13 protein-coding genes are annotated in these 16,197 nt (G+C 58.5%); 3 read left to right on the top strand and 10 right to left on the bottom strand.

Annotated features, from left to right (window positions below; genetic code table 11):
• Window positions 1–59: 59 nt before the first annotated feature.
• A complete protein-coding gene (locus tag HMPREF2751_RS07375; RefSeq protein WP_070595778.1) occupies window positions 60–1,799 on the bottom strand; it encodes an ABC-ATPase domain-containing protein in 1,740 nt (579 codons plus the stop codon).
• 142 nt (window positions 1,800–1,941) lie between these two features.
• Here HMPREF2751_RS07375 and HMPREF2751_RS07370 point away from each other — a divergent pair, with 142 nt between their 5' ends.
• On the top strand, window positions 1,942–3,261 hold the full coding sequence (locus tag HMPREF2751_RS07370; protein ID WP_070595777.1) for an MFS transporter: 1,320 nt from the start codon (window positions 1,942–1,944) through the stop codon (window positions 3,259–3,261).
• On the opposite strand, the gene HMPREF2751_RS07365 is transcribed toward HMPREF2751_RS07370, so the two are convergent.
• Together HMPREF2751_RS07365 and HMPREF2751_RS07360 are read right to left on the bottom strand one after the other, a co-directional pair.
• The gene (locus HMPREF2751_RS07365) at window positions 3,258–4,292 is read right to left on the bottom strand and encodes an NADP-dependent oxidoreductase (RefSeq protein WP_168164779.1); all 1,035 of its coding nucleotides are present in this window, start codon (window positions 4,290–4,292) and stop codon (window positions 3,258–3,260) included. The two genes, HMPREF2751_RS07370 and HMPREF2751_RS07365, sit on opposite strands and share 4 nt — an antisense overlap.
• A 59-nt stretch (window positions 4,293–4,351) precedes the next feature.
• A complete protein-coding gene (locus HMPREF2751_RS07360) occupies window positions 4,352–4,948 on the bottom strand; it encodes an HD domain-containing protein (RefSeq protein WP_049172644.1) in 597 nt (198 codons plus the stop codon).
• A gap of 57 nt (window positions 4,949–5,005) precedes the next feature.
• On the opposite strand from HMPREF2751_RS07360, the gene HMPREF2751_RS07355 reads away from it, so the two are divergent.
• Window positions 5,006–6,100 (top strand): trimeric intracellular cation channel family protein, encoded by a 1,095-nt coding sequence (locus HMPREF2751_RS07355; protein WP_016422340.1) that lies wholly within the window; start codon window positions 5,006–5,008, stop codon window positions 6,098–6,100.
• A 15-nt stretch (window positions 6,101–6,115) separates the two neighbouring features.
• Window positions 6,116–7,411 (top strand): alpha/beta fold hydrolase, encoded by a 1,296-nt coding sequence (locus tag HMPREF2751_RS07350; protein ID WP_049193610.1) that lies wholly within the window; start codon window positions 6,116–6,118, stop codon window positions 7,409–7,411.
• A gap of 46 nt (window positions 7,412–7,457) precedes the next feature.
• On the opposite strand, the gene HMPREF2751_RS07345 is transcribed toward HMPREF2751_RS07350, so the two are convergent.
• The 7 genes from HMPREF2751_RS07345 to HMPREF2751_RS07315 form a co-directional block, all read right to left on the bottom strand.
• A complete protein-coding gene (locus HMPREF2751_RS07345; RefSeq protein ID WP_070429479.1) occupies window positions 7,458–9,284 on the bottom strand; it encodes an amino acid ABC transporter ATP-binding/permease protein in 1,827 nt (608 codons plus the stop codon).
• A gap of 1 nt (window position 9,285) precedes the next feature.
• Entirely contained in the window at window positions 9,286–11,004 is a 1,719-nt protein-coding gene (locus HMPREF2751_RS07340; protein WP_246818337.1) for an ATP-binding cassette domain-containing protein, read from the bottom strand.
• A gap of 117 nt (window positions 11,005–11,121) precedes the next feature.
• Window positions 11,122–12,147 carry an ABC transporter substrate-binding protein gene (locus HMPREF2751_RS07335; RefSeq protein ID WP_070439421.1) on the bottom strand — a complete coding sequence of 342 codons (1,026 nt, stop codon included), beginning with the start codon at window positions 12,145–12,147 and terminating at the stop codon, window positions 11,122–11,124.
• A 111-nt stretch (window positions 12,148–12,258) separates the two neighbouring features.
• The gene (locus tag HMPREF2751_RS07330; protein WP_016422346.1) at window positions 12,259–13,119 is read right to left on the bottom strand and encodes an ABC transporter ATP-binding protein; all 861 of its coding nucleotides are present in this window, start codon (window positions 13,117–13,119) and stop codon (window positions 12,259–12,261) included.
• Window positions 13,116–14,105, bottom strand: a complete 990-nt coding sequence (locus tag HMPREF2751_RS07325) for a FecCD family ABC transporter permease (RefSeq protein WP_231367182.1) — start codon at window positions 14,103–14,105, stop codon at window positions 13,116–13,118. Before HMPREF2751_RS07325 ends, HMPREF2751_RS07330 begins: the two co-directional genes overlap by 4 nt.
• Before the next feature lie 250 nt (window positions 14,106–14,355).
• On the bottom strand, window positions 14,356–14,523 hold the full coding sequence (locus HMPREF2751_RS07320) for an antitoxin (RefSeq protein ID WP_016422348.1): 168 nt from the start codon (window positions 14,521–14,523) through the stop codon (window positions 14,356–14,358).
• Between the two features lie 142 nt (window positions 14,524–14,665).
• The gene (locus tag HMPREF2751_RS07315) at window positions 14,666–16,063 is read right to left on the bottom strand and encodes an MFS transporter (RefSeq protein ID WP_070439431.1); all 1,398 of its coding nucleotides are present in this window, start codon (window positions 16,061–16,063) and stop codon (window positions 14,666–14,668) included.
• Between the last annotated feature and the right edge of the window lie 134 nt (window positions 16,064–16,197).

Genomic DNA, 16,197 nt, shown 5'->3' with positions numbered 1-16,197 from the left:
GTTAGCTGGGGCAGCCGCAGGGGAGGGAGCGGGGCCGGGGTCCGCCAATCTTCGAGGCTCTACCGCAAGAGCCGAAGCCGATTGATTGCCGCTGCGACCTCCTGGACGCGAGGCTCGGCCAGATGACCAGAGTTGGTGAACTCAGCTGTCACATCGAAGAGTGAATGACAAAAGTTGTCGTACTCGCGCTGGATTAGGTCGGTGAGGTCAGTACGCCCATCGAGCTGCTTTACGACGGCGCCCAGAATCCGGGCAATTGCTTCTGTTTGGGAGGAGTCCATCAATTGGCTGACAGCGCGCAAATCAAGATTGTCCTTGCCCACCTGAATCAGCTCTAGACCACGAGCACGCGGTGGCTTAGGTGGTTTCGCACCGCCACCGCGCCCACCGCGACCGCCGCCGCGGCCGCCATGCCCACCACGGCCAACACCGGTAGGGAAGTCAGCCTGCAGAAAACGCTCACCGATCTGCGCAAAAGCAGGCGAAGGCTCAGCCGGAGTAGCCGATTCGCGAAGTTCACGGGCGCGCTCGGTGACGTCGTAAGGCGTGTACGCATCCATAGCAATCACGGTGTCCGCGACATCGATGAATGCGCCGGACCCACCAGCGACGATGACCGTGGAGATTCCGTGGTTTTCCCAGAGCTCGCGGACCCGTGCGACCAGTGGAGTAATCGGCTCGCGGTCATCGGGGATGAGGCGGCGCATGCGCTCATCGCGAATCATGAAGTTGGTTGCGGAAGTGTCCTCGTCGATGAGCAGCACGCGCGCACCGGAACCTAGCGCCTCCATCAGGCCCGCAGCTTGGGACGTCGACCCCGATGCATTCGCGGTGGAAAATCGAGTCGTGTCATCACCGGAGGGAAGGCCGTTGATAAACGGCGAGATATCCACACCAGTGATGGCTCGGCCGTCCTCGGCACGCAGCGCAACCGCAGTCTCGTCGGCGACTACAAACTCGCGGCCATCGCCAGCGACATGGTTATAAACACCCGTGACCAGGGAGGACAACAACGTGGACTTGCCGTGATAACCGCCACCGACAATCAACGTCACGCCCCGCGGAATACCCATGCCATGCACGGTTTTGCCCGACGGCAGCTGAAAACGGTGCTGCAGCGATTCCGGCGAGGTAAACGCAGTCGCGCCGGGCTTCGGCAGCTGGCTATTGCCCGCCTGACGAGGCAACACCGCACCGTCTGCCACAAACCCAATCAGGTCCGCGTCCGCCACTGCACGGCGCAAAAAGAGCTGGTCATGCTCCAATTCCGCAGCTGCTTCGAGCACATCGATGGGTGCGTTCACGATGGCGTCGTCAAGCGCGTCCAACAGATCCTCACAGATCAAGCGCGCCGCCTCACGCCCGAGAATGCGCCGACCGCGGGCGGGCAGCTGTATTTCCAGGCAGATTTGTAGGACATCGCCATGCTTATCGACGCCGTGCGCATCCCCACGGAGCTCCGTGATAGCTGCTCGGCGCAAGACCTGCTGACCTGGAGAATCAATGAATAGTCCGCGACCATACTTCTTCAAAGCGCGCACGAGGCGGCGGTTGAGCAAATCGAGCTCCGCCGTGCTGAACCTGCCGGGCTGTGACCGCGACGCACCGCGGTAGTCCAGCACTGACAGCGGAATGTGGACACGTGCCCGCGATGCCGGGGCGTAGGGGTCGGATTGGACCTTGTCGATAAATAGCGTCGCGTCCAGGTCTGGCAGCTCGTGGGAGCCACGAAGAGATTTGTATGCACCGTAGCTCTTGCCATCGAGGTTGGAGAGACGTCGATAAAGGTCAGCGGGCATATTTCTACTTTCGTTGAAGATGTTAGATGTTCTTCCCGCGAGTGTAATGGCAGAAGGGGCAAGCGCGTTTCGTGCTTCGACTGGCCTGAGCAGACAGTCGCGTGCGTCAGCGCCGTTGCTGCGGACAGGTAGCGTGAAAGGTATGACGGATAGCTCGGAAGCTGACAAACCTGTAGGGGACAACCCAGAGTCGGTGCAGAAACACGCCCGCGCGAATGCCAAGCGCTACGTCTGGGCGAATGGTCTGCAGAATATCGGCGACCAGATCGTTGCGGCAAAGACGTTGTTGCCATGGTTGCTGCATTCGGCTGGCGCGCCGGGCTTCTTCATCGCCATGCTTGTGCCGGTGCGCGAGTCTGGTTCGATGCTTCCGCAGGCAGCGCTGACACCCTGGGTAAAGTCTCGCCCGCGCCGCACAACCGTCTGGATCGCTGGTGCTTTGGGGCAAGCCATCGCGGCGGTGCTGATTGGTCTGGCGGCGTTGTTCCTGGAAGGCACCGCGCTTGGCATCGCTATCATCGTCGCGCTTGCAGGCTTTGCGACGGCACGAGCCCTGTGCTCGATGGCCTCCAAGGATGTTCAGGGACGCACGATTCCGAAGGGGCAGCGCGGTCAGATCAGCGGCCGAGCTGCGATGTTGGGCGGTGTCGCCGCAATTATCGTTGGTGCGGTGTTGTGGATCATCCGCGACAACGTCACCAAACCAATCGTGGCGGGGCTCATCTTTGTTGCGGCGCTGTCGTGGGTGGCAGCGGTTTTGATCTTCCGCGGAATTGTCGAGCCCACCAATGAAGATGACAAGGACGAGCCGAATAAAACCTGGTGGCAGGACACCTGGCGGCTATTTGCGGAGGATAAGAACTTCCGTGACTTCGTGATTGTCCGTAGCTTGTTGCTGGTCACAGCACTATCCACGTCGTTCATCGTCACGCTAAGTGCACAGGTGGGTGCTGACCTGGAAGCCTCTGACGGTAGTGGCGGGGGAGTGAGCGCAAACGTCGGCATCTTCATGCTCGCCGCCGGGTTCGCGTCGCTCATTGGCGGAAAAGTCGCCGGAATCTGGTCTGATAAATCCTCGAAGAAGGTCCTGACCTACTCTTCGCTGGTCGGTTCGATTGTGCTTTTCCTGCTGGTCGCCAGTTCACACTGGCTTTCCACCAGCACCAATGCCTGGATATTCCCACTCGGCTTCTTCGCAATGTCGGTCGTCCACGCCGGTGTTCGCGTGGCTCGGTCGACCTATGTCGTTGACATGGCAGAAGGAGACAAGCGCACCGAGTACGTCGGAGCGGCCAACACCATCATGGGCGTTGTCCTGCTCATCGTCGGTGCGTTGTCAGGTGTTATCGCTAGCTTCGGTCCCGCGGCAGCTTTGATCTTCCTGGCGCTGATGGGATTGGTTGGTGTCGCGATGTCCAGCAAGCTGAAGGAAGTCTCGGTTCCGCGCAAGGCAGGTCTTTAGAACTCTACGACCATCTTGCCGGTGTTGCCTCCGCTAAACAGCTCGAGGAATGCAGCTGGCATGTTCTCGATACCGTGGCGAGTGGTGACATCGTAAGCGACCTTACCGCTGACGACCAGCGGAGCCATCTTCTCTTGGAATTCTCCCGCCAGGTGCAGGTACTTGCCCAATACGAAGCCGCGCAGCGTAATGCACTTGCCAATGGCCAGAGCTAGGTTGCGTGGTCCGGTCGGAGCTCCGGTGTTGTTGTACTGGGAGATTGCGCCACACATAGCGACACGGCCAAAGGTGCGCATCGCGCCGATGGCTGCCTCCAGGTGGTCTCCACCAACGTTGTCGAAGTAGAAGTCAATGCCCTCTGGTGCCGCCTTTGCTAGCTGCTCTGCAACCGGGCCGTCGTTGTAGTTAAAAGCGGCATCAAAGCCGAGTTCGAGCAGGCGCTCAACCTTCTCGTCCGAGCCAGCGGAGCCAATGACGCGGGATGCTCCCAACTGCTTGGCGAACTGACCAGCAGCCGAGCCAACTGCGCCAGCAGCGCCAGAGATAAAGACGACGTCGCCTTCCTTCATCTCTCCGATGGCACTCAGCCCAACGTAAGCAGTAAGTCCAGTAAGACCAAGAATGCCCAGGTATGCAGCAGCTGGAGCAACGTTGAGGTCAACCGGTGTTGCCTCGGAATCGGCAATAACAGCATTGGTCTGCCAGCCGTAAGAGTGGCGGACAGCGTCGCCACCCTTGAACTTATCCGACTTGGACGCGAGGACAGTGCCCACAGCACCGCCAGTCATTGGCTGGTCGAGCTGGAATGGTGGGACGTACGACTTGACATCATTCATACGGCCGCGCATGTATGGATCGACGGTAGCGACCGAGTTGGCTACCAAAATGTCTCCGTCGTTAAGCTCTGGCAAATCGACAGTCTCAAGGCGGAAACTCTCGTCAGTTGGCAGGCCGGTCGGGCGAGAAGCTAAAACCCACTGCTGAGTGGTGGTGGGCAGATTAGTCGTGGACGATGCATCGGTGGAAGTCACTATTATTCTCCTGTTGCGCGTTCCCGGATTTATTGTCGGTTTAATTGTTGACTCGCAGGTTACGCCTCTTGTACCCAGGAATCGAGGCGCTCAATAAGAACGCCCAGGTCCGCTAGCAAAGGCAAGTCGGGCAGTCGTTCGGCAATCACGTTGCGGACGCTTGTGTACCACCACAGTTGCTGGCTCGGAGTTGAACGAAAGCGTTCCCACAGAGCGTGGCCATCGCGGTCTAAATCCTCCAGAGTCTGGCTGAGATTGTGGAACTTATCCGCAGCGGCCACGATGACAGATTCCTCGCTGCCATGAGAAAGCTGCTCCAGGTAGGCATCGGCACGCTCCTGCCACGAGGGCAGGGAAGAGTCTTTGGTGACGCCCTCGACGATCTCAACCACCCGAGGCCCGAACTCATCTTCCATCTCGGCACGTGAGTAGTTTTCCGGCACGTCTTCCAAAATGTCGTGGAAGAGGGCTGCCAACAGCACGTCTTCGTCGTTAGTCACGCTCGCCGCAATCAACATCACCGACATCGGATGGCTGATATAGGGAACGCCAGAGCCCTTTCGGTAGTGCCCATCGTGCGCGCGAGAGGCGATAGCGATGCCGCGCATGAGCCTGTCGCTAGGGCGTGCCGAAGCAAAGGTGTCAGCGTTTTCCATGGGTATCCCGACCTTTCGTTGATGCTTGAAAAATAGCAGCGTCTAAGCTTGAACATCATGAACGTCGCAGAAGTAGATCCGCTCATCGAGTCGATGTACCGGTGGTCCGATGTCAGTGGTGTCCTGCTCATGGGCATCATCGGTGGCACCATCGCCCGGCAACGAGGCTACGACATCATCGGGTTCTTCTTTATTGCGCTGTTCTCCGCACTGGGCGGCGGCATGATTCGCGATGTTCTGATTAACCAGGGCACCGTCGCTGCAATGAGTCAGCCGGAGTATCTAATCCTGGCGTTTACTGGTGCGCTCATTGCGCGATTTTTCTATTTCAAAGGAAAGACCTGGGAATACGTTCAGGTCCACGGTGACGCTGTGGTCTCGGGACTCTGGGCAGCTACGGGAACGGTCAAAGGCGTCACGTATGGTCTGCCCATTCTGCCGTGCATCATGATGGGCGTTTTCACCGCCACTGGTGGTTCCATGATCCGCGACATTGTGACCGGGCGAGTACCCGCTGTTTTCGGCGGCAACCAGCCCACGGTCATCCCGGCCGTGGCTTGCGCGGTCATTGTCATCGGAGGCCACCATTTGGGGTTTATGGCCGTGTCCATGGTCATTGGTCCTATCGTCAGCATCCTGCTTTCGCTGCTGGGGTACTGGGGTAATTGGCGAGTGTCGGCACACTCGGAGTGGGCGCCACTGAACGACACCGCGGCGCAGATTGCGGTCCTCGCACGTCGAGCAGAGGGCAAGAGCCGCGAGGTTGGTCGACGTTTCGAGCCCGCACGCCTCCGCAGCTGGCGTCACCGACAGATGGAAAAAGCGCTGCAGCGTCGCATTCAGGCTGAGGTTGATAGGGGAGTGTCGCGTTCCGACGCCGAGGCCAACGCGGAGGAATTCCTGGAGGAGTTCAATGCGGACTTCCCAGCGGATCTGCACATGCCGACGGCGCAGCAGGAGACAGTGCAGGATGACAGCGACGAATCCGATTTCGGTGTGGACCTATCCGGTGATTCCTATGATGACTACGGAGAAGATACGGCACTGCGGCAGCGGGAATACCGGGAGATGTTGGATCAAATTCTTGCGGACGATGAGGCGACCGATTTACTCGTCGCAAAGCTGATGAAGAAATACGAGCAGCGGGATTAGAGGAGCGGCAGAGACATGGCATCGACGAGTACTGCAAGCAGGCATTTTGGGTACATTATTAAGGAACACACCGTTGAGGTGCCCTGGGATCCTTTTACCGAAGCTGCGAATGCCGCGACATTTGAGCTTTTCGCCAGGGAAATCTATGCGCCAGGAAATGAGGATGCGCCGGCAATTGTCTATTTGCAGGGCGGCCCGGGATTTCCGGCACCGCGTCCGGTAGGTGCCAGCGGAGTAATCGGTGAGGCGCTGAAGGAATTCCGCGTCATCCTGCTGGATCAGCGCGGCACTGGGCGCTCGCATCGAATTGATGCGGCCAATATTGCAGATGTTCCGGCCGAGCGGCTTGCCCAATTGCGTCAGGAATACATCGTCGAAGACGCGGAAGCATTGCGAAAGCATTTGGGCATTGCCAAATGGTCACTGTATGGCCAGTCCTTTGGCGGGTTTTGTATTACTTCGTATCTCAGCCGCTATCCGGAATCCGTGGAGCACGCTTATCTCACAGGCGGTTTACCTGTTCTGGACCGTGGTGCTGACGACCTTTATCGCACGACGTATGCGAAGCTGCGCACCCGTCACGAGCGTTTTTATCGCGAGTATCCGTGGGCCGAAAACCGAATTCGAGAAATCTGCGCGCACCTCGAGCAATCTGCAGAAACTCTCCCCACCGGTGAGCGACTGAGTTCTCGCCGATTCCGCACCATCGGAATTGAATTAGGCCGCGGAGATGGATTCCACAATCTGGCGTACTTGTTGGAAGAGCCATTCCACATTCGCAATGGCGAAAAGCAATTGCGCACCGATTTTCTGGCCGATGTAGGGACCCGCGTGAGTTTCGCCGACGGTCCGCTATACGCCGCGATTCATGAATCCATTTATGGTGGCGTCGGGAACCAGCCCACAACTAATTGGGCAGCTCACCGTATTCGCGAGGAAATCCCAGGTTTTGAAGAAAAAGCCAATCCTGCAGGAGACGAGCCGTTTTATCTCACCGGTGAGCACGTTTTCCCCTGGCAATTCGACGAGGACCCCGCGCTCGTTCCTTTCAAGGAAAAGGCGGAAGCATTTGCGCAGCACACCTGGGAAAGCTCGCCGTATGATTCCGCACGCTTGCTTGCCGACGCCCCGACCTCGGCAGCCGCGGTTTACCTCGACGATATTTTCGTGCCGTTCGAGTACTCCATGGAGACAGCCAACTGCTACCGGGACCTGCGGCCACATGTGACCAATGCATTCCAGCATGACGGCATTCGCCACGATGGTGCGGCAATCTTTGCCCGGCTCCGCGAGCTCGTCGAGGATCACTAGATGAGTATTCGAGCGCTGAGTCTTAGCGCGGAGAGCTAGACCGAGCCTAGACCTCGGCGCGCGCAAGTCGAGCAAATGCGCCGTCTGCGTTGAGGAGGTTGTCATACGTGCCGCGTTCGATGAGCTGGCCGTTTTCGATGACCAGGATGTCATCGGCCTCGGCCAGTGTCTGAAGTCGGTGCGCAATAAAGATGCAGGTCGCTCCACATGCGCGGGCATTGTCTACGATACGAGCCTGCGTCAGTGGATCCTGGTGGCTGGTGGCTTCGTCGAAAATAACAATCTTTCCGGCGAGGTGTGCAGCGAGGTCATTGGGCTTAGTGCCGTCGGCTAGTACCGCGCGTAAGTAGGTACGAGCCAGCGCCAGACGTTGACGCTGACCACCGCTGAGCCGCTGCGCGCGGCGGCCAATGGGCCTGTCCAGCGGCATCTCAGCAGGGTTGATGGCGGCGAGTTCGAGCGCCCAGTGCATCAGTGATTCGGGAACCTCGCAGCCATCAGGCGCGCCGAGACATAGATTCTCAGCGATGGTGGCCTCCATGAGAAAGGGATTCTGATCTGCGACAACAACCGTTCGGCAGACATTGGTTGAGCCGAGGTCACGGGCATTGTGGCCATTGATGATGACCTCGCCGACATCCGGATCGACATGCCGCTGGATTAGCCGGGAGAGTGTGGACTTGCCCGAACCGGTGGGGCCGACCACACCGATGAACTGGCCTGAGGCAATGCGCAGATTGATCTTGGTCAGTGCAGGGTTATCGGCGCCAGGGTAGCGGTAGCTGACATCGCTCAGTTCGAGGGCAGGGACTGAGTCGCCGGAGTTGGCCCTCGCGGTCTGCGCGTGGTGCAGGTCCAGCGACTCCGGCTGCTTCGGCTCTTCCACAGTCGGCGGCTGCGCGGCCAGCTCCCTGATCCGAGTGACTGCATTGAGTCCCGCTGGCAGAGAAGATGCCAGGCGCTCGATCGAATCCATTGATGAAGCAGTTCCCGCCACCAGGGACGTCGTCACCAAAACAGCAGGGAGCATACGGTAGTCGGCTGAAAGCGCCGGGATACCAGCACAAAAGACGGCAATGCTGCCACCCCAAATCCGAAGTCCGGTCGCGCCAGAGCGCAGTCCAGCCCGCTTGCCGCCTGCACGCATTTTCTGAGCAAGCTGTTCATCGAGCTCACGCAATCCCCGCAGCCGCTGCTCGGCTGCGCCGTAGATGAGGATTTCCTCCCGAAGGCGCAGCGTATCGGCAATGTACTGCGCAATGTCCGTGCGTGTGGAGTTCGTTGCGGAAGCCTCCGTCGTCGCCTTCTTAGAGCCTGCGAGCGCAATCACAAAGCCAACCGCGAAGGTCAGCGTCAGAGCAATCGCAGGCAGGGCTCCGGCAGTCGATGCCGCTGTCACGACCGCCATCAGCGGAATCAGTACGGCCGTCACCGCGGGCGCAATTGTGTGCGCGAAGAAGACTTCCACTCGGTCAACATCACGAATCGCAATTGTGTGAATCCTGGCAGTACCCAGCCCATCGGTTACCGCGGGCGCCTGCGGGATAAGACGCTCGACGATCCACAGCCGCAGCTCGCCGAGCAGCCGAAACGCAGCCAGATGCCCGAGGTACTGCTCGACATACCGCAGAATCGCTTTCAACAGCGCCAGCCCTGCAACCACGCCAATGACCGCCCACGTCCACTGCATGCTCAAGCTTTGCGACGAGTCGGTTGCGTCCCACTTCGACAGCGCAATTGTGGCAATTGCCCAGGCGGGCACAGCCAGCATCAATGCACCCAGAATGTGCCCAGCCACGCGTGCGAGGATAGATGCACTGAGCGCTCCGCGAGCCTGTGCGGAAAAGCGCAGCAACCAGATGATGTTGTTCATGTCAGCTCTCCTCGGTCAGCGCTCGTGCGTAATACTCATTGCTTGTGCTCAGTTGGTCGGGTTTGCCCGCAGCCACGATCCGGCCTTCGGCGACGACAATGACCAGATCAACGTCCGATAGCGCTTCCATGCGGTGAGCGACCATGATGCTCGTTCGTCCTTCAGCAAGGCGGGTCAAGGACTCCTTGATGAGACCTTCCGTCCGACGATCGATGTCCGCTGTCGGCTCGTCGAGAAGCACAATCGGAGCGGCGCCGAGCAGACCACGCGCAATGGCCAGGCGGCGTCGTTGCCCGCCTGAGAGCCAATTGCCCTGATCGCCGACCTCCGAATCGAGACCACCAGGGCGCTGCTCGATTTCAGCGAGTAAGTGCACGTCGCGAAGTGCTTTTCGCATATCGACGGCCGTTGCGTCCGGGCATGCGATGCGAAGATTGTCCGCGACGGTGGTGCCGAAAATGGCTGGCTGCTGGGAGATGAGCAGCGAGTTGGCGAGCAACTCCGGGGTCGAAAGCGCGTCGCCGTCAAGGCAGACTTCCCCGGAATGCGGCTGTAGGCCTGCGAGTACACGCAGGAGTGTGCTCTTTCCGGAACCGCTGGGGCCAACGATGCCGACTCTGCTGCCGGCTGGAATTGTCAGGTTGATATCGGAGAGAATGCGCTTTTCGCCGATGTCAACGCTCACATCGCGGAGGGAAATCTCCGGTGCGTGCGGTGCGGAGGCTTTGGCGGAATGCGCTGTTCCGGTTGTGAACGCTTTAGCGGCAGGCTCACCGAATACCTCCACTATTCCGTTTCGATGCGTGCGCCCGCCGAGTCCGATGTAGAAAGTGCGGCCGACGCGATTGACGGGCTCGTAGAGCAGAACGGATAGGAAAACACCTGCGAGGGCCGTGCCCACGCTGATTGCATCTGCCTGCAAACGCAGCAAGACAAGACCGATTGCGGTCGTCGACATTGCAATACCAAAAACCGCGTCGTTGACAATAATCATCAGCTGATTGCGGGCGAGTAGGGCGGTGAGCTCAGACATCGCAGTGCGAGTTTGGCTGGCAAAACGTGCCATGACTCGATCAATTGCTCCAAGAACTTTGAATGTTCCCAGCCCTTCGAGCATCTCCAAGTAGGCATGCGTGGCCTTCGCTTGCTTTCGGCGATACGTCGCATTGGATTTCCGCAGAATCTTTCCCGCACCAATAATGATCAGCGGCGTGGAAATGAAAAATAGTGCCAGCCACAAGGCGGTTTTCGTATCCACCCACAAAGCCCAGACCGCCAAAATGATCAGTGGAGCACTAAACGAGGCCAACGTGGGAGCGAGAAATGTCGCTCGGTAGTTCGCGGTCTGTTCGACGCTTGTGGTCGCGGCATCGAAGAGTAGGCCTTCGCCAGTGTTGGACGCGCTTCGGTGTGAGTGACCGGATTTCCCGCCACCGTGCCCTCTTCCATGCGCGTGCTTCGGGGCTTGTTCAGGAGCGGAAAACTCCGGCTTCAGCACACTGCCAACCACATGTGAGCGCCACAGCTTTTCCTGCTCGCCAGCAAGCCGTGGTGGCAATGCCTCGGTGACATAAGCACAGAGGCTTCCCAAAATGACCGCCACAATTGCAGCGGACAGGGATTCATGAAGTCCCCACTGCCCAAACCAGTTGCCGCCACTGGTGTCTGCGACACCGCCGTACAAACTGCTGAGAGCATCGAGCGTGTATCCAAGAGACACGGCGCTGAGAGCGAAGAAAAAGCTGCGCCCCCAGCTGGATAACAAAACCCAGTGCATTCCGCGGGGTGGGGAAGTCAGTGCTTCATGAATCCACATAGCGACGTGAAAACCTATTTTCTATTTAGCCAGTGCGTCAGCGATCTCACGCAGTCCATCGGGCATGTGCATTCCGGCGGTGCCAGAGGTCGTCTTCGCATCAATTAGTTGCACTCGATCATTCTTGACCGCAGCGACGTCGGCAAGCGCCGGGTTATCCAGCAACTCCTGGAATGGAGCCTTGCCCTGGCCGTGGAAATCCTGAATCAGAATGACATCCGGATTCAGCTGCACAATTGTCTCCGGATCAGCGGGAACGGCACCCGGACGCTTGCCCTTTGGCGAGATCGGCTCGCCACCGGCCAGCTCAACGAGATTCGTCGTCGCCGACTGCATGCCCATAATCATCTTCTGACCACCGCGGGCAAACAGGACCAGCGTCTTTGGCTTAGTTGTGGAATCAATTTCCGAGAGAATCTCTTCGGTTTCCGATTCAATCTTGGCAACCATTTCAGCCGCCTTATCTTCGGCTCCGAGCAACTTGCCGAGTTTGGTCACCGACTCTGCCAGCGCCTTCGGCGAGGCGAAATCACTGCTGGCAAACGCCGCGGTCGGAACATCGCTGGCACCCAGCAGCTCACTTGCCGACTGCTCCTGATCATGGCGGCTGGTCATCAACACCATGTCCGGCTCATAGGACAGAATCTGCTCCGGATCCGGCTTCGTGGAGTTGGCAATCGCGTTAGGCACCTGACGCGCCAGCTCAACCTGATTACCCGAGCTCTCATCGAGCGCATTCTTCGTCACGGCTACGACACGCTCTGGCCCAACCAGTTCCAACGCCAGATCCGCAACCTCGGTCGACAGTGCAACGATGCGCTTCGGCTGACTCTGCACCGTAACGTCGTGGTCACCGACGGTCACAGTACGCGGCCACTGCGCCTGCTGGTTTGTCGAAGTTTCGCTTGACGACGACTGCTGCGCCGTCTCCTCCGAGGAAGAACAAGCGACCACCGCAGCGAGGGGGAGTGCTGCAATCAACGGCAGAGTGACGGCCTTTTTAGAGTTTCGCTTCAAGGCAGAGATAGGAGAAGTTGGTGAAAACACGAAAGTACTTCCTTGAGTGTTGAGTTTTGATTGTTGGGGAGTTTTCGGTTGCGTTGGTGCTAGCTGGAATCAGACAGTGTGAGTCAGACAGTCTGAAACAGCCAACTGCAATCAGTCAGCCGGGCGAGCCCGAGCCAACGCCGTCACTCGCACCGAACCGGTATGTGGATCGGTATCGACAGCGCTGGAGATGCGATAAATCGCATCTATTCGGGGAGGCGTCAGCACTTCTTCGGCGGAACCAGTGACTTCCAATCCGCCGTTGTGAATCACACTGAGCCGGTGGCAGCTGCGGGCCGCGAGGTTGAGGTCATGAAGGACGACTCCGATACCGTGGCCCTCGTCGGCAAGCTCGCCGAGGAGCTCGAGGATTTCCAGCTGAAACCCGATGTCCAAGGCCGCAGTGGGTTCGTCGAAAAGCATGACCTTGGCCTGTTGTGCCAATAGCTTTGCGATGAACACCAATTGCCGCTGCCCGCCGGACAGAGCCGTGATGGGACGGTCGGCGAGTGCGGTGACACCAACGCGGTCGAGGGCATAGGCGACGATGTCGTGGTCCGTGGAGTTCAGTGAACTGCGGAAACGGTCACGCCGACGGTGGTGCGCGTACCTGCCGAGTGCCACGACAGTTCGAACGTCAATAGCGGCATCGGCCGGTGTGTGCTGCGGCAGGTACGCCAACCGGGTGGCGCGTTCGTGGGCACGAAGCTTCGTCAGCGGCGCACCGAGGAGCTCAACCTGCCCCGAACTCGGTGTCACAATGCCCGCCATAGCACGGAGCAAGGAGGATTTTCCGGTGCCATTGGAACCGATGATGCCGTGGACCTCGCCAGGTCGAATAGCGAGGTTCACGCCACTTACGACGGTCCGATTGCGGTAACCGACACTGAGGTCGGTAGCCCGCAGCAGCGCGGTGCTATCGGCGTCTGGCTTAGTGACGTGGTCGCTGAGGTTTTGTGTCTGCTGACTCATGACTGGCGGCCACCTTGCCGAAGAATCAACGCGAGTAGCGCCGGTGCGCCAAGGAACGCGGTGACTGTGCCAGTTTGCAGAGCAACTGGGGAAAAGAGACTGCGGGCGACGAGGTCGGCGAGAATGAGAAACACTGCGCCGAGGCACATAGAAATGGGCAGCAGGCTGCGGTGATCGGGGCCGATGGCAAGGCGAATCAGGTGCGGGACGACCAATCCGACAAAGGAAATAACGCCAGTGACAGCGACGCCCGCTGCCGTGACTAACGCAGCCAGGGCGAGCAGCAGTTGCCGGATCCACACTGTGCGCATACCAGTGGCAGCGGCCTGTTCTTCGCCGAGGAGGAACAGGTTGAGTTCGGGAATGAGCATCATCAAGATAACCGTGCCGACGGTAATGGGGCCGACTGCCAGTGCAATGTCCTGCCAATTCGAAGCAGTTAAATCGCCGTTGAGCCAGAACATGGCCTGTTGAGCGTCATCGCTGTGTGGCGCGTTCGCGATGGTGGCGGAGATGACTGCGCCGAGGAACGCGTTGAGTGCAATACCGACGAGCAACAGGGTTGCTCCACTGCCGCCATTGAGACCGGCGACGATTTGGACAAATATGACAGCCAGCAACGCGCCTATGAATGCGCCAGCCGAAAGAACCCACGGTGCTTTCGCGGCCACGCCAGTGACGATGAGAATGACGGCTACCACTGCTGCACCGGAGGAGACACCGGTAACACCGGGTTCGGCCAGCGGATTGCGAAAAACTGCCTGCATGGTTGCACCTGCGACAGCGAGCGAGGCACCGACCAGTCCAGCAAGGAGGACACGGGGCAGCCGGATGCTCCAGACAAGTGATTGCGTGGCAGGGGATATCTCTGGCAGAAGGTGGTTGAGAGCCGGGAGGTCGTCGGAAAGCGTCTTGATGAGCGGGGTGAGCAGCGCGACGATGCCGTTGCTGAAACCTGTTCCCGCGGGGCCTATGGAGATCGCCAAGAGGATTGTGGCGGGGACGGCCAGGAAAAGTAGAAAGCCGAAGAGCCGGGCTCGAAGTTTTTGTTTTCGAGTGCGCGGAAGAGAAGCTCTATCGACAATAGTTTTCACTTGGTTAATGATGGACAATTTGAAAATAATTGTCAATAAAGGCGTGTCGGTGGGGCTGTGGGGTCCCCTAAGAACAGCAAAACCCCGCACCAGCTCCCTTGTGAAAACAGGGTGCTAATGCGGGGTGAAGAAGCTCTGTAGCTTACTTCTTGTCGCCCAGGCGCTCGTCTGCCATGTCGCGAACCTTCTTGATCTGGTCGGCCTTGTCCTCGCCGAGCTTGTCCTTGCCCAGCTGCTCAGCCTTGTCCAGAACCTTGTCGGTGTTCTCTTCGTTGCTCAGTGCTTCCTTGGCCTTGTCCATAAGTCCCATGGTGAAGTCTCCTTCCATTCGTAATGTCTACTCGCGTTTTTTCGTTTGTGACATAGAGTGTACCGATGAATTGGCGGCCTTGCGACCGTATTGGCCCCACGGAGTGAAGTTGATATTCGACTAGCAACACCGTGACCGACAGTTATTGAGCTGTTTTGGTGCGGGCTTCATCTGCCTTGTGCATGACATCGCGCTCGTACTTGCCGACGAACATCATGAGGACAAACGCTATAGCGACAACGCCAATGAGGGTTACGAATGTAACATTCCAGCCTGCGAAGTCGATCAAGAGGCCGACACCAGTCGAGGCGAGTGTTGCGCCGAGAAGGTATCCAAACAATCCAGTGAAACCAGCTGCGGTTCCCGCAACATACTTAGGCGAGAGGTCGATGGCCTGCAGTCCGATGAGCATGATTGGACCGTAAATGAGTGCGCCGATCAGGGAGATGAGCACGTAGAACATCCACAATGGTGCCGTGGCGGGTAGCTGCCAATATGCGAAAATGGTGATGCCGGTGCCAATCAGGAAGAGCATGCCGGCGCCTGAGCGCCAACCCTTGAAGACCTTGTCGGAGACCCATCCACACAGCAGGGTGCCAACAATTGCTGCGCCTTCGTAGAGCATGAATCCGATGATTCCGCCCGTGACGTTGGTCTTGTGCAATTCGTTTGTCAAGTAAATCGGAATCCAGTTAAGAACTCCGTAACGGAGTGCGTAGACGAACACATTGGCCAGCGCCAGCATGACGATAACCGGATTGGTAAGAACGTGGTTCTTGACGATTGTGAACCAGGGTTCTTGTGCCTCGTCATTAGTTCCTTCGACCTTGTCCGGGTCGTTCCGGTATTCCTCTACCGGAGGCAGGCCCATGGATTGCGGGTTATCTCGAATCAGCAGGAATGCGATGGCGGCAATCACGAGCGCGACAATTGCCGGTAGCCAGAATGCGGGAGTCCAGTCGGCGTCGGAAGTGGCGAACGAATGCAAGCCCCAGGCTGCCAGAGCACCGCCGACGGCGGCGCCGACATTGTGGGCAGTGTTCCAGATCGACATCAAAGTGCCGCGCTCGGATGTCGAGAACCAGTGGACGACAACTCGTCCAGAAGGAGGCCAGCCCATGCCTTGGAACCAGCCATTGATGAACATGACTGTCGCGAAAATTGCAACAGAGGCACTGATTGCTGGGACGAATGCAACAAAGAGGTTTACGACCGCGGACAGTGCTAGGCCAAGTGGGAGGAAGTACCTGGCATTGGCCCTGTCGGAGAGCATGGCCATGAAGAATTTGGATAGGCCGTAGGAAAACAGAACCGCATTGGCTACGATGCCAATTCCGGCTGCGCCAAGTAGGTCGTGCTTTTCCAGTACGGCGGACACCAGGGGGATGTTATTTCTGATGAGGTAGAAGCCCGCGTAGCCGATGAAGATGCCCATGAATACGTTGAACCGCCAGGTCCGGTAGGTCGGGGCAATCTTTTCCTCGGGAAGGGGAGCTGCTGGACCGGGGGCGCTGAGCCAGCCGAGTCTCTGACTGCTCATAATGAGAGTCCTTTCGCTGAAGGCCGCCGTTGCCTCTGGTGCAACCTGTGCGGGTGGCTAGGGCGGCAGGCGGATAGCTTTATCGTTTCAGCAGTGAGTTTACAGCGGCTTTATCCTCTATTAACGGGTTGTTA

Origin of the sequence: Corynebacterium sp. HMSC063G05 (assembly GCF_001810555.1) — a bacterium.
GTDB classification, from domain to species: domain Bacteria; phylum Actinomycetota; class Actinomycetes; order Mycobacteriales; family Mycobacteriaceae; genus Corynebacterium; species Corynebacterium jeikeium_D.
Note: the sequence above shows the minus strand (reverse complement) of the source record. Positions and strands in the feature narration are given on the sequence as shown.

What these genes read in the sequence shown, in the direction of transcription:
- HMPREF2751_RS07375 (WP_070595778.1), bottom strand. Translation starts at nt 1,799, where the DNA reads ATGCCCGCTGACCTTTATCGACGTCTCTCCAACCTCGATGGCAAGAGC.
- HMPREF2751_RS07355 (WP_016422340.1), top strand. Translation starts at nt 5,006, where the DNA reads ATGAACGTCGCAGAAGTAGATCCGCTCATCGAGTCGATGTACCGGTGG.
- HMPREF2751_RS07320 (WP_016422348.1), bottom strand. Translation starts at nt 14,523, where the DNA reads ATGGGACTTATGGACAAGGCCAAGGAAGCACTGAGCAACGAAGAGAAC.
- HMPREF2751_RS07315 (WP_070439431.1), bottom strand. Translation starts at nt 16,063, where the DNA reads ATGAGCAGTCAGAGACTCGGCTGGCTCAGCGCCCCCGGTCCAGCAGCT.
- HMPREF2751_RS07370 (WP_070595777.1), top strand. Translation starts at nt 1,942, where the DNA reads ATGACGGATAGCTCGGAAGCTGACAAACCTGTAGGGGACAACCCAGAG.
- HMPREF2751_RS07350 (WP_049193610.1), top strand. Translation starts at nt 6,116, where the DNA reads ATGGCATCGACGAGTACTGCAAGCAGGCATTTTGGGTACATTATTAAG.
- HMPREF2751_RS07360 (WP_049172644.1), bottom strand. Translation starts at nt 4,948, where the DNA reads ATGGAAAACGCTGACACCTTTGCTTCGGCACGCCCTAGCGACAGGCTC.
- HMPREF2751_RS07330 (WP_016422346.1), bottom strand. Translation starts at nt 13,119, where the DNA reads ATGAGTCAGCAGACACAAAACCTCAGCGACCACGTCACTAAGCCAGAC.
- HMPREF2751_RS07345 (WP_070429479.1), bottom strand. Translation starts at nt 9,284, where the DNA reads ATGAACAACATCATCTGGTTGCTGCGCTTTTCCGCACAGGCTCGCGGA.